Annotated in this window: 14 protein-coding genes; 2 read left to right on the top strand and 12 right to left on the bottom strand. The window is 41.1% G+C overall.

Going from position 1 to position 13,162, the window contains the following annotated elements:
- Positions 1 to 143: 143 nt before the first annotated feature.
- The 11 genes from B9P78_RS07990 to tadA all read right to left on the bottom strand — a co-directional run bounded on the left by B9P78_RS07990 (position 144) and on the right by tadA (position 9,396).
- Positions 144 to 782, bottom strand: coding sequence for a V-type ATP synthase subunit D (locus tag B9P78_RS07990; protein ID WP_094518953.1), 639 nt, complete (start codon positions 780 to 782; stop codon positions 144 to 146).
- A gap of 6 nt (positions 783 to 788) precedes the next feature.
- On the bottom strand, positions 789 to 2,171 hold the full coding sequence (locus B9P78_RS07985; protein WP_094518952.1) for a V-type ATP synthase subunit B: 1,383 nt from the start codon (positions 2,169 to 2,171) through the stop codon (positions 789 to 791).
- The gene (locus B9P78_RS07980; RefSeq protein WP_094518951.1) at positions 2,171 to 3,946 is read right to left on the bottom strand and encodes a V-type ATP synthase subunit A; all 1,776 of its coding nucleotides are present in this window, start codon (positions 3,944 to 3,946) and stop codon (positions 2,171 to 2,173) included. Before B9P78_RS07980 ends, B9P78_RS07985 begins: the two co-directional genes overlap by 1 nt.
- Positions 3,947 to 4,029: 83 nt before the next feature.
- Entirely contained in the window at positions 4,030 to 4,341 is a 312-nt protein-coding gene (locus tag B9P78_RS07975) for a V-type ATP synthase subunit F (RefSeq protein WP_094518950.1), read from the bottom strand.
- Positions 4,331 to 5,332, bottom strand: a complete 1,002-nt coding sequence (locus tag B9P78_RS07970) for a V-type ATPase subunit (RefSeq protein WP_094518949.1) — start codon at positions 5,330 to 5,332, stop codon at positions 4,331 to 4,333. Before B9P78_RS07970 ends, B9P78_RS07975 begins: the two co-directional genes overlap by 11 nt.
- Before the next feature lie 18 nt (positions 5,333 to 5,350).
- Positions 5,351 to 5,920: a hypothetical protein gene (locus B9P78_RS07965; RefSeq protein WP_094518948.1), complete on the bottom strand. Its 570-nt coding sequence runs from the start codon at positions 5,918 to 5,920 to the stop codon at positions 5,351 to 5,353.
- Positions 5,921 to 5,961: 41 nt separating this feature from the next.
- The gene (locus tag B9P78_RS07960) at positions 5,962 to 6,441 is read right to left on the bottom strand and encodes a V-type ATP synthase subunit K (protein WP_094518947.1); all 480 of its coding nucleotides are present in this window, start codon (positions 6,439 to 6,441) and stop codon (positions 5,962 to 5,964) included.
- 33 nt (positions 6,442 to 6,474) lie between these two features.
- On the bottom strand, positions 6,475 to 7,269 hold the full coding sequence (locus tag B9P78_RS10315) for a V-type ATPase 116kDa subunit family protein (RefSeq protein WP_233487798.1): 795 nt from the start codon (positions 7,267 to 7,269) through the stop codon (positions 6,475 to 6,477).
- Positions 7,263 to 8,429 (bottom strand): V-type ATPase 116kDa subunit family protein, encoded by a 1,167-nt coding sequence (locus tag B9P78_RS10310; RefSeq protein WP_233487796.1) that lies wholly within the window; start codon positions 8,427 to 8,429, stop codon positions 7,263 to 7,265. Before B9P78_RS10310 ends, B9P78_RS10315 begins: the two co-directional genes overlap by 7 nt.
- Entirely contained in the window at positions 8,416 to 8,751 is a 336-nt protein-coding gene (locus B9P78_RS07950) for a hypothetical protein (protein ID WP_199445763.1), read from the bottom strand. The genes B9P78_RS10310 and B9P78_RS07950 overlap by 14 nt, the downstream gene beginning before the upstream one ends.
- Before the next feature lie 117 nt (positions 8,752 to 8,868).
- Entirely contained in the window at positions 8,869 to 9,396 is a 528-nt protein-coding gene (gene tadA, locus B9P78_RS07945; protein WP_094518945.1) for a tRNA adenosine(34) deaminase TadA, read from the bottom strand.
- 288 nt (positions 9,397 to 9,684) lie between these two features.
- On the opposite strand from tadA, the gene treP reads away from it, so the two are divergent.
- Together treP and treC are read left to right on the top strand one after the other, a co-directional pair.
- Entirely contained in the window at positions 9,685 to 11,190 is a 1,506-nt protein-coding gene (gene treP, locus B9P78_RS07940) for a PTS system trehalose-specific EIIBC component (protein ID WP_094518944.1), read from the top strand.
- A 93-nt stretch (positions 11,191 to 11,283) separates the two neighbouring features.
- Positions 11,284 to 12,954, top strand: coding sequence for an alpha,alpha-phosphotrehalase (treC, locus tag B9P78_RS07935; protein ID WP_094518943.1), 1,671 nt, complete (start codon positions 11,284 to 11,286; stop codon positions 12,952 to 12,954).
- A 121-nt stretch (positions 12,955 to 13,075) separates the two neighbouring features.
- Here the strand turns inward: treC and B9P78_RS10735 are convergent.
- Positions 13,076 to 13,162 (bottom strand): IS3 family transposase (locus tag B9P78_RS10735; protein WP_148138592.1); only part of this gene is annotated, 87 nt, incomplete at its 5' end.

Here is a 13,162-nt window from a genome sequence, read left to right as displayed (position 1 = left end):
TCTCTCAAAAAAATACACTCCCAAAACTATGAACTTTTTTGTTCAGTAGTGGGCGTGTATTTTTCTATATCTTTATAAAAATAAACGAAAGTGGGACTACTTTTTTCGCAAAAGTAGTTTTGTCCCACCCTCTTCATACGCTATTACCCCATGTCTTTGACTTTAATCATACGCGTGATTGATGCGCGTTCGTTTTCGTCTAGTTTCATTTGGATATATTTAATTGTTTCCTTGAAATTCGGAATCATGCGGTACTCAAGTGCGTTTACACGGCGACGTGTTGACTCAATTTCCGTTGCCATCAATTGGCAAGTCTTCTCGATTTCACTCAACTTCAATAGTTTCGGCATTACATCATTTAAAACCTCAATGGCATCGTCCAACTCACTAGAAGTATTCAAATAACCATATTTCAGTTCCTTGTCATCGTCACCTTCAGCAGTCTCATCATAAGAAAAAGACATCTCAGGTACGATAACAGACATAATATTCTTACGTGAAATCTCTAAATTGGTTTGCTTGGTTGGCAAGGCCACGATTTCTTCCATAAAAGCATCATTCATCGAAGATGACGCCAAAACAAAGTTCTTCAAAGCACCTGACAATTCGTCTTCTACTTCATTACGAAGGCGGTTGTTTTCCTTGATTAAATCGATAAACTGACGCATTAATTCATCTTGCTTATCTTTTAATAAATCATAACCATTCTCAGCAACCTTGAGGCGCGCTTTAAGCGTGCTCAACTCCATACGAGTAGGTTTCACATTTAGGGCATTTGCCATTTAGGATCACTCTCCTTCAGTTGAAGGCATGTATTCGTTAATCAAATCATCTTTAATACGTGTCAATTCAGTACGCGGTAAGATGCGTAATAATTCCCAAGCTAAGTCTAATGTTTCTTGGATTGTACGGTTTGTTTCGAAACCTTGGTTCACGTAGGTATCTTCGAAAGCAGTTGTAAATTCTACGTATTTCTTATCTGTTTCTGATAAGGCAGATTCACCCAATACTTGAGACAATTCTTTGGCTTGTTTACCTTTCGCATAGGCCGCAAATAATTGGTTCATTGTCGCGGCATGGTCTTTACGCGTCTTACCATCACCAGTACCCTTATCTTTTAGACGAGATAATGATGGCAATACATTGATTGGCGGTTCAATCCCACGTGAATCTAAATCACGGTCTAGGATAATTTGCCCTTCAGTAATATAACCAGTCAAGTCAGGAATTGGATGTGTAATATCATCTTCTGGCATGGTTAGGATAGGGATTTGTGTTACAGAACCTTTAGAGCCCTTAATACGGCCAGCGCGTTCGTATAAGGTTGATAGGTTTGTATACAAGTAACCTGGGTAGCCACGACGACCTGGTACCTCACGTCGAGCAGCAGATACTTCACGTAAAGCTTCGCAGTAGTTGGTCATATCAGTCATAATAACCAATACTTGCATGTCTTTTTCGTAAGCTAAGTATTCTGCAGCAGTTAGGGCAATTTTCGGTGTAGCCAAACGTTCGATTGAAGGTTCGTCCGCCAAGTTAATAAATAGGACTGAACGGTCGATGGCACCTGTTTCACGGAATGATTCCTTGAAGTATTCAGCTTCTTCGAAGGTTACACCCATCGCTGCAAAGACAACGGCGAATTGTTCGTCGTCACCGATTACAGAGGCTTGACGCGCGATTTGTGCTGCCAATTCTTTATGGGGTAGACCTGAACCAGAGAATACTGGTAATTTTTGGCCACGAACGAGTGTGTTCAAGTGGTCAATGGTAGAGATACCTGTTTGAATAAATTCATCTGGATAGTCACGTGCCATTGGGTTGATTGCTTGACCATTGATATCGCGACTTTCGTCAGCGATAATTTCAGGTCCACCATCTTTGATGTTACCTAAACCATCAAAGACACGACCAATCATATCTTCGGACACACCAAATTCAAGCGGACGACCTTGGAAGCGAACTTTGGTATCTTGTAAGTTGATACCAGAACCACCACCATAGATTTGAACGACTGCACGTGTTTCTTGGACTTGTAGTACTTGTCCAAGACGTTTTTCGCCTGTTTGCATTTGAATTTCTACAAGTTCATCATAGCTAACGCCTTCAACGTCATCAACAATCATCAAGGGACCATAAACATCTGATATTGATTTATATTCTTTTAACATTATGTGCGGGTGCCTCCTTTCACGATTTCTGCCATTTTGGCTTTAATTTCATCGTTAATTGCGTCGATTTTGTCTAATTGATCTTCTGGGATAAATTTAGAACGAACGATGCTTTCACGTAAATCAACTGTATTTTCAGCGATTTCTTGGTAGTATGCACCCTTATCCATTGCAGCACGAGCTTCTGTATTGAAAGTTAAGATATTAAACAACATTTTTTCTTGTTTCTTCGCAGAGGTTGATGTATCAACGTCATCAAAGGCATTTTGTTGTAAGTAACCTTCACGAATCATAGCTGCAACTAATAAAGTCATCTTATCTGTTTCAGATAGGGCATCAAGACCAACTAATTGTACAACTTCTTGTAAGCTATCTTCTTCAGTTAGGATGGTCATGGCTGTTTGTACCCATTTAGCCCAATCAACGCCAAGTTCTTCTGCTACACCCTTGTTGATATCTGTATTGTAAAGTGAGTATGAGTTTAACCAGTTAATTGCTGGGAAATGACGTTGTTGTGATAATCTAGCGTCTAATGACCAGAATACCTTCACAACACGTAAAGTATTTTGTGTAACGGGCTCAGAAGTATCCCCACCAGGAGGTGAAACGGCACCTACGGCAGTTACAGAACCTACGCGGCCTTCCCTACCCAATGTGCGGACAATCCCTGCACGTTCATAGTATTCAGCAATACGTGAACCTAGGTATGCTGGGTAACCTTCATCACCAGGCATTTCTTCTAGACGACCAGACATTTCACGCAATGCTTCCGCCCAGCGAGAAGTTGAATCGGCCATGATGGCTACTGAGTAACCCATGTCACGGAAGTATTCAGCAATCGTGATTCCTGTATACACAGAAGCTTCACGCGCTGCTACCGGCATGTTTGAGGTATTGGCAATTAATACCGTACGCTCCATGATTGATTCACCAGTTTTAGGGTCAATCAATTCTGGGAATTCGTTAATAACGTCAGTCATTTCGTTTCCACGTTCACCACAACCCACGTATACCACAATATCTACATCAGCATATTTGGCAATTTGGTGTTGTACAACTGTTTTACCAGCACCGAAAGGTCCCGGAACGGCTGCAGCCCCACCCTTAGAAATTGGGAAAAAGGTGTCGATTACGCGTTGACCGGTTGTCATAATTTTCTTAGGTGCATATTTTTCTGCGAATGGACGCCCTTTACGTACAGGCCAAGTTTGCACCATAGTAAATGATTGCTCACCTTGTTCTGTGTCTAATACGTATACATTATCGTTAAGGGTAAAGTCACCTTCTTGAATGGATTTGACTGTACCAGATACGCCAACTGGTATCATGATACGGTGTTCGATTACGGCACCTTCCTTAACAGTACCAACGATGTCACCTGCAGATACTTGCGCACCAACTTCAGCAGTCGGTACGAAATGCCATACAGCTGTACGGTCTAGGGGATCAATTTGTACCCCACGTTCTAAGTAGTTAGATTCAGTTGTATCCAAGAATTCTTGTAATGGACGTTGGATACCGTCGAACATTTTTGTCAACATACCTGGTCCTAATTCAACTGACAATGGATGACCAGTTGTCACCACTTTTTGTCCAGGTTCTAGTCCAGAAGTTTCTTCGTAAACCTGAATAGAAGCGACGTCACCGTGCATTTCTAGGATTTCTCCGGTTAATTGTAGTTCTCCTACTAAACAAATATCACGAACAGCTGCTTCTTCCATGCCACTTGCTTTAATCAGTGGACCGGAAACTTCAATGATTTTTCCGTCTTTCAAAACTGTTCCTCCCTCTTATCATTTTCTATGTTTACTTGTACAAGTTCGTAGCGAATATTATCTACGAACCCGTTTTTTATGGATTATAAAATATTTTGACCAATTGCTTTTTCAACATTGGCATTCACACGTTCCTTACCGATGCCCAAACTTCCTTCATGTGAAGGAATCAGAATAATGGCTGGTGTTACCTGTGTATCATAAAATTTAACGGTATCTGGAATTTGTGTAGCGATTGTCTCGGTCAAATAGATGACACCATAACCCTCATCGGCCATTGTACGAATGGTTTCGCGTGCTTCTTGGCCTGAAATAACAGGGTAAGCATCAAATCCAATCAATTGGAAAGGAACAACAACGTCTTTTTCACCGACAACTCCGATTTTATAAGCCATAAATTGGTTGCATCCTTTCTTCAACGACTGACTGATCTAAGTCATATTCTTTCGCATTTAGAATCAAACGTAAATTGGCTACTTCATTTTCCTTGAAATGCATGTAGGCGATGACTGGCATTGGCCCGAATGGTACCCAGGCTGCTTGACGCATTTCATCAGCTTCAATTTGTTTAATGCGTTTTTCTAATTTCACAACATCGATAGGGTCTTTTGCGTCGATTTTTTCGTACAGGTTACCTGCATATGGTAGACTCGCAAATTTCTCCACTACTCGATTATAATCTTTCGTACCCGCTAATTCGATTAATTCAGCTTTTTCAAATGTTCCGTCATTACTTAATACGGCCGCTAAGAATTCTCGTGAACGCCCTTGTTTCATGGCCCGAACTACTGTTGAAAGGTTCTCAAGGTCAATGATCATCATGATTACTTTCATAGCTTCAAGGTCTTGAATGTGATCTGCAATGGCACGTAAATGACTCAAATAGGCTTGGTCTAACATGATAGATAAGCTATCCAAATCCTCAGTTTCATCATAATAGCTACGTGCTTTTAAGACACCTGCTTTCATAATGTCTGGGAATTGATTCCCGTCACCCGTCTTCATTAAGGTTCTTAAGGCTTCAATAGAGAAACGACCAATTGGGATATACATGCTGGATAAATCTCTGTCTGTATACCATTCTTTGAATAATACTTTCAAATTGTGGTAACTATAGCGTAAGGCGAAGATATCCACCACCGCATTCACAGGTGTTTGTTCATATAAATCAGCATATGTATCACGTAAATCACGGGTTAGGAACCCGTCAAAATCATGTGTCTGTATAATATCTTCCGGCACATGGTAATTGGTCTTCCGTAGGGCAGCAAACACGTCTTCAAGGGAGCTGGCACGAAGTAGTGCATCATAATCTTCTTTAGCTAGCAAACTACTTTCTTTGACACGAATGGATGTATCCAATTGTGCATATGTAGCGTTTGGCATGAATTTCTCTCCCCTCTATTAGAATGCGTGTTTGACAAGTTTTGGTCCTAAAACAGCTTTCTTTTGATCAATAATAGCTTCAAAGGTGAAGTTATAATCTACATCATTTTGGCTAATAATAAAGCCTGAACGTTTGGCAATAAATTCGTCAGCAATTTGAACTTGATCATTTATCGCACGCACTTGGTCGACATCGAATTGATGTTGGCTAAATTCGCCAATCTTCAATTCTGCATTTTCAAGTGTATCCAATTGCGCATAGGCACCCCGGATTAAACCAGTGAATTCTTCACTAGACAATTGTTGTAAGCCAACAATGGCTTCTTGGTAAACACTGTCTAATAAGGCTTGTTTGGCCTGTAATTTTTCATTACGCAAAGTGTTCAAATAGCTTTGTTTTTTTGTTTGTAATTTTTGGGCTTCCGCTGCCTCGATGTGACGTTTTTCATTTTCAGTACGTTCATCGATTTGAGCTTTCGCTGTTTTTAACGCTTCATCAGTTTCAGTTTCAAATGCTTGTAGCTTCGCTTGTTCCTCTTGTTCAGCGCGCGCAAGGACTTGATTAACTAAAGTTTGAATATCCGCCATTCGACTCATCCTCCTTCTTGTGGTTTGCTAAATGTATGTGATTAACCAACAGAAAGAACTAATAATAGGGAAATAACGAATGCTAAGATTGCGTAAGTTTCAACCATGATAGAGTAGATAATAGCGTTAGCTACGTTTTCTGGACGTTTTGCTAGGATTTGTAAACCAGCTGTCGCAGTATAACCTTGCCAACGTGCTGAAATCCATCCAACAAAAGCGATTGGTAATGCAGCCATTAAGTATTGTAAACCTTGAGATAGGTCTAAACCGTTACCCAAGTTTAGGTAAATCATGATACCGATAACGAAGCCGTAAAGACCTTGTGTACCTGGTAATAATTGTAGAATCAATGTTTGTGCGAATTTTTCAGGTTGGTCTTTTACTAAAGCTGTTGCTGCCGCACCAGTTTCCCCAACACCACGTGCTGAACCCATACCTGAGAATAAAACTGCAACTGCGACACCTAGCATAGCAAAGATAGTACCGCCATTTTCAACAAAGAAATCAAACCATGTATTCATTTTATGTAAACCTCCATTTATTGTTTTGAGTGACTAATTTTCTTTTACATCTTTTAAAGAAACAAATTCTTGCAAGGTGCGGATTGGCTTAAAGGCACGACCGCCACCTTCATAAAACTTACCGAAGAATTCAACGAAGATTAAACGCATACTATGTACATAAGCAGATAGTAGGGATAGGAACATGTTGAATAATTGTAAGACGATAATTAACACGATACCTGCTGTAAATCGAACTGGTGTCGGTAAAATCGTAAATAGGATATTGAAGGACATACCAATGGCACCCCCTGCAATACCCAAGGCCATTAGACGTGTATAGGATACGAAGTCCCCTACATAGGAAGAAACACCGTATAAATTATACAAACCAACTACCCCACCGACTGCCTTATTATCGCTTGTAAATATAGGAATCAAAATAATTCCTGCGGCGGCAATAATGGCTAGCCATGTTGCAACAGTTACAAGTACTGGCACACTCAAGAGCATACCCGCAATACCAATTGCCAAAGCAATCATTAAGCTCAACCAACCGATACCATCGTTATAAGCACTCGACCAGTCTTTACGTGAAACTTGTAAGCGAATGTTTAAGCAAAGGGCTACGAATATATGTACATAACCAATGACTAAAGAAATAATCATCAAGGTCAAGGCATCTTCTGTTGGATTCAAAATACCAAATGGTAGAGTGACCCCAAATGCTGATCCATAAGCTAACCCTACCAACATTGTTGGATAAGATAGGATATGACCAAACGTCACAAAACGTTTCGCACCCTTGCGTAAATCCATCACCTTAAGGGCGATAAATGTACCTAGCATAATAAGGCACCATAACCAAAGTCTCCCATCATCATGGCAAAGAATAGCATATAGAAAATAGCTACCCAGTTGGTTGGATCTTTTTCGCGGTAATTTGGTAATGAGAACATTTCGGTAATCATTTCAAATGGTGCGACAATGCCATTATTGTGCAGTTTAATTGGTACTTCTTCAGCATTTACTTCCGCTTCAGTAGTTTCTTCAAGAATGACCGCAACCTCTTGGCTGTCAAAGGTGTTTTCTAGGACACTTTGCAATTCACCAACTTGCGCTTCTTCTACCCAACCGCTGAATAAGGACAAGTGTTGATTGTCGTAAGACAATTTCGCCGCATTCGCACGTTGGCTGCGGTTGAAGAATTCCTCGACCGCTAATTGGATGGTGGCTTTAGAAGCCTGCAGGTCTTTCAATTGGTTGACAACCTGCTTTTCATCGTCAATGAATTGTTTACGCTCTTGTTCTAATTTTTGGAAACTTGCTTCTGGTGTTTGACTATAAGCAAAATCGACTTCAGAGAAGTAGTTCTCGCTCAAAGCTGCTTGTACTTCATCTTTATGTTCTGGTAAGGCAACAACAGCCACACCAATTTCATTTTCGTCCGAAAAGATTTCTTCGACCGCTACATGTTCACTTGCCTTCAATTGGTTAAAATGAACGCGATTTTCATCATTAGGGATTGTACCCAAGCGTACTTGGAACAAATCAAGTGATGTTAGCGTTTGTGGGTCAAGAGTTAGGGCACGCCATTTTGCAATGGCTGTCTGCTCATCTTCCACATGTTGACGTTGGTCTTGAATATCATTTCGTTTTTGTCTCAAGGCCTCCACTTGCTCAATAAGGGCAAGTGCTGCCGAATCATCGACACTTTCATGTAGCTGATCCATAGTCATCTCAGGACGTTTCGCAGTGATTTTTTCTTTTAAAGATCCTTTAGCTTGATATTGGCTCAAGAACTTGAGGACTTCTCGACCACGTTCGTACAAAACTTGATAGTCGTTTTGATTTTGGTAGTTGTTGTTGAAGGTTAAGTCATCACCGGTAATCTTTAAAGATAAGTCACTGACTTCAATATTTTGCATCGTTTGTAAGGTATATAACAATTTTTCCTTGTTATTTGGCGCCGTCACAAGCGATACTTTTTGCATCTTAGCGATTGCCATAACTATTTTTCACCTCCGAAATTACAACTGAAACTAAAGCGGGCAGGTCATTCTTGAATTTATCTTTCAATTCTTGAATTTCTTGATCATTCTTAGCTTTTTCTTCAGCTTGGTATGCTTCTAACACTTTTTGGTTGGCATCTACTTGTGCTTGTTGAAAGGCGTTTATGGCTGCATCCTTTTCAGATGTCCATGCTGCTATCTGACGCTCTTTATCAGCTGATAAAGCTTCACGTTTCTCCGCGTATTGTTTTACGAGGTCTTTCGTAGCCTTTTCAGTATCGACAACTTGTTCTAATGTTTTGCTGGTCAATTCATTCACCTCCCTAAAGCGATTTAACACTCTAATTATAACAAAGAAAACGCTTATTTAAAATATTTATACAATCTTTCGAAACCGGGCTTAAATCGATTAAAATGCCCGATATAATTGCATTTTCTAGGCATCCAATTTGGGCTTGCGACTGGCATTTTTGCGCTTGATTCGTAGTGCTGCAAAGAAATCTTGCAAGAGTTTCTGGCATTCATCATGCATTAAGCTACCCGTAACACCCACTTGATGGTTAAAACGACTATCCTGCAACAAGTTCATCAGCGTCCCCGCCGTTCCACCTTTTTGATCATAGGCACCAAAATACACATGACGTACGCGGCTTTGAATCATGGCACCTGAGCACATGGGACACGGCTCAAGCGTGACATATAAATCTGCATCCATTAATCGCCAAGAATCGCGATTTTTATTGGCTTCTTGAATCGCAATCATTTCAGCATGAGTAGTTGCATTCTGGCTGGTTTCGCGTAAATTATGCCCGCGACCAATAATTTCCCCCTTATACACAACGACCGCCCCAATCGGCACTTCACCAATGGCTGCTGCCTTGTTTGCTTCATCTATGGCTGCCTGCATGAATTTGATTTGGTCTTCTGTCGACGCCCCCAACTTTTCTTGGTTGTCTTCCGTCATGCCACACCTCTTTCTATTTTAAATCATGGCTAATTTTACCACTTTCTAACAGGCATACCAACAGCTATCCCCAACTGGCAACGCATTTGATTACTTTTCTTCCTATTAACTAGTCCCTTAAAAAAAAATTTTCCACTTCAAATTTAATGCTTGATTTGAAAACGGTATCATTATATAATAAAGGTGTAAATAACTTGTATAGACAAGTCTGTTAATTTTTGCAATATGGGTTGCTGTTTCAAACAGCTGTTATCAGAATTATCCGAGTATATTAAGGAGGAGAAGAGAATGAGTGATTTCAAACAAGATGCCAAAGCCTTGTTAGAAGACATTGGTGGTAAAGAAAATATTGGCGCGGTAACTCACTGTGCGACACGTATGCGGTTCGTGCTAAATGATCCCAAAAAAGCGAATGTTGAAGCAATTGAAAATTTGGATTCTGTAAAAGGGACATTTACCCAAGCAGGTCAATTCCAAGTCATCATTGGAAACAAGGTTGCTGAATTTTATAATGATTTCCAAGCTGTTTCAGGTGTAACCGGTACTTCTAAGGAAGAAGTGAAAGCGCTTGCCGCTAATCAACAACAAAACTGGCTACAAAAAGCCATGACTTTCCTAGCTGAAATCTTTGCCCCTATTATTCCAGCCATTATCGTTGGGGGTCTTATCTTAGGTTTCCGTAACGTACTTGAAGGCGTACCAATGTCATTCCTTGGTCAAAAAATTGTCGAAGGTGCAGCCCAAACAGCTGCCGATGGTACACCCATTTACAACACCATCGTTGATGTATCTCAATTCTGGTCAGGCGTAAACAGTTTCCTATGGTTACCAGGTGAAGCGATTTTCCACTTCCTACCAGTAGGTATTACTTGGTCAGTAACCCGTAAAATGGGTACAACCCAAATTTTAGGTATTATATTAGGAATTACCTTGGTATCACCACAATTATTAAACGCTTATGCAGCCCCTGCAGCCCTAGCTGCTGGTGAAGTACCACAATGGGACTTTGGTTTCTTCCAATTAGACATGATTGGTTACCAAGCACAAGTATTACCAGCTATGTTTGCCGGTCTAGCTTTATCTTGGTTAGAAATCTTCTGGCGTAAACGTATCCCAGAAATGGTTTCAATGATTTTCGTACCATTCTTATCATTACTACCAGCAATCATCTTGGCGCATACAGTCTTAGGTCCGATTGGTTGGAAGATTGGTACCTTTATCTCAGGTATCGTATACGCAGGTTTAACTGGCCCAGTTTCTTGGTTATTCGGTTTAATCTTCGGTGCCCTTTACTCTCCATTAGTAATTACTGGTTTACACCATATGACCAACGCGATTGATACGCAATTAGTTGCTGACTTTGGTGGTACAGGTCTATGGCCAATGATCGCCCTATCAAATATCGCCCAAGCATCTGCTGTAATGGGTATCTGGTGGGCAACACGTCACGACGAGAAAGAAAGCCAAATCACTATTCCATCTGCCGTATCTGCTTACCTAGGTGTAACAGAACCCGCCATGTTTGGGGTTACCATTAAATATGTTTACCCATTCGTTGCAGCCATGATTGGTTCAGGTTTAGCTGGTCTATTATCAACAAGTGTTGGTATCACAGCTAACTCAATCGGTGTTGGTGGTTTACCAGGTATCTTAGCAATTCAATTCCAATACTGGGGTTGGTTCCTATTAGCAATGGCTATCGCGATTGTGGTACCATTTACACTGACTTTAATCTTCAGAAAAACTGGCTTCTTAGCGAAAAACAAACTAGACATCAACGTAGACTTCAAATAGTAGCGGGTGTCTAAATATCAAATCAAACGCTCGCCTTGGTAGACCAACCACGGGCGAGCATTTTTTCTTAAAGGAAAAGGAGGAAGGATTCATATGACAAACAATCTTGGCAAAAAGGTAATTTACCAGATTTACCCAAAATCTTTCAACGACGCTAACGGCGACGGCTTCGGTGATTTTAGAGGTATCATCGACAAATTAGACTACTTAGAAAAACTTGGAATTGACATGATTTGGCTCAACCCATTCTACCCGTCTCCCCAACACGACAACGGCTATGACATCTCAGACTACACCGCCATTGATCCCCGTTTTGGGAGCATGGACGATTTTACAGAACTAGCACAAAAAGCCAAAGCCCGCGGAATCGATATCATGCTCGACATGCCCCTAAACCATTCCTCTACTGACCATGAATGGTTCCAAAAGGCGCTAGCTGGTGACGAGGAATACCAGGAGTATTACTACTTGCGTCCTTTGAAAGCTGATGGTTCCCTACCGACCACTTGGGAATCCAAGTTTGGTGGGCCTGCTTGGGCACAGTTTGGTGATACCGATTTGTATTATTTACACCTATATGATGTCACCCAAGCCGATCTAAACTGGCATAATCCAAAAGTCCGCGAAGCGCTTTTTGACATCTTACGCTTCTGGATTGATAAAGGTGTGGGCGGTTTCCGTTTCGACGTTATGAATGTGATTGGTAAGAGCGAGATCCTAGAAGATTCAATTGACGGTCCGGGTTCGACTCAAGAGAAGCGCCTCTATACAGATACAGAAAATTCGCATCTCTGGATTCAGGAGATGGCAACATCTACCTTTGGCGATATCGAAGGTTTTGTGACAGTCGGTGAGATGTCTTCGACGACAATTGAAGATGGCGTGCGCTATACCAATCCGGATGAAGAAAAATTATCGATGATCTTCTCCTTCCACCACCTAAAAGTCGACTATCTTGACGGTGAGAAATGGTCGAAAGTTGATTTCGATTTCCAATCCCTAAAAGACATTTTAAACGATTGGCAAAAAGGCATGTCGGATGGCAATGGTTGGAACGCTTTGTTCTGGAATAACCACGACCAACCGCGCGCAAATTCCCGCTTCGGCGACACGGTCAACTATCCCTATGAAACAGCCACCATGTTGGCACAAACCATTCATTTCATGCGTGGTACACCATATGTCTTTGAAGGTGAAGAAATTGGCATGACCAACCCTGACTTCACGGATATCAACGATTACAACGATATCGAGACTTGGAACAACTATCAAATTTTATTGGATAAGGGCCTTTCGGAAGCAGAAACTATGGAAATCATCCAATTCAAATCACGCGATACGTCACGGACACCAATGCAATGGGATGATTCAGCAAATGCTGGCTTCACTACGGGTACCCCGTGGTTGAAAGTTGCGGATAATTACAAGGAAATCAACGTTGCTAAGGAATTGGAAAGTGGCAAAATCTTCCCTTATTACCAACAATTGATTCAGTTACGCCATGAATTACCAATCATCCAAGACGGTGCCTACCACGAATTGTTGACCGACCATCCTGAAGTCTTGGCTTACTACCGTACTTTGGGCGATCAGGTCTTGTATGTCTTTAGTCATTTCTACCCTGGTACCACTAAGGTGACCCTACTAGATAGCGTTGACCTAGACCGCGAATATGTCAAACTATTGGGCAACGGTCCTGTCGACAGCTTCACCCGTGAATTTGACCTGAGTCCTTACGAAACCGTCGCATTTATTACTAAATAAATTGGGAGTGCGACAAGAGGCGGTTAGATAGAGTGCGAAAAACGACGCTAGGATTTAATCGATAAAAAGCCTTCAAGTATTTAAAATGGACCCTGTGTCAAGGACATTAAAAAAAAAGACCTTATGCAACACCCGATAAAAATTGCTCCCTGTAATGAACAGGAGGCAATTTTTTTAGGTTCCATTGTCCGCGTTCATTATTATAGTA

The organism is Aerococcus sp. 1KP-2016, assembly GCF_002252085.1.
Taxonomy (GTDB): domain Bacteria; phylum Bacillota; class Bacilli; order Lactobacillales; family Aerococcaceae; genus Aerococcus.
This window is presented reverse-complemented; position numbering and strand designations above follow the sequence as displayed.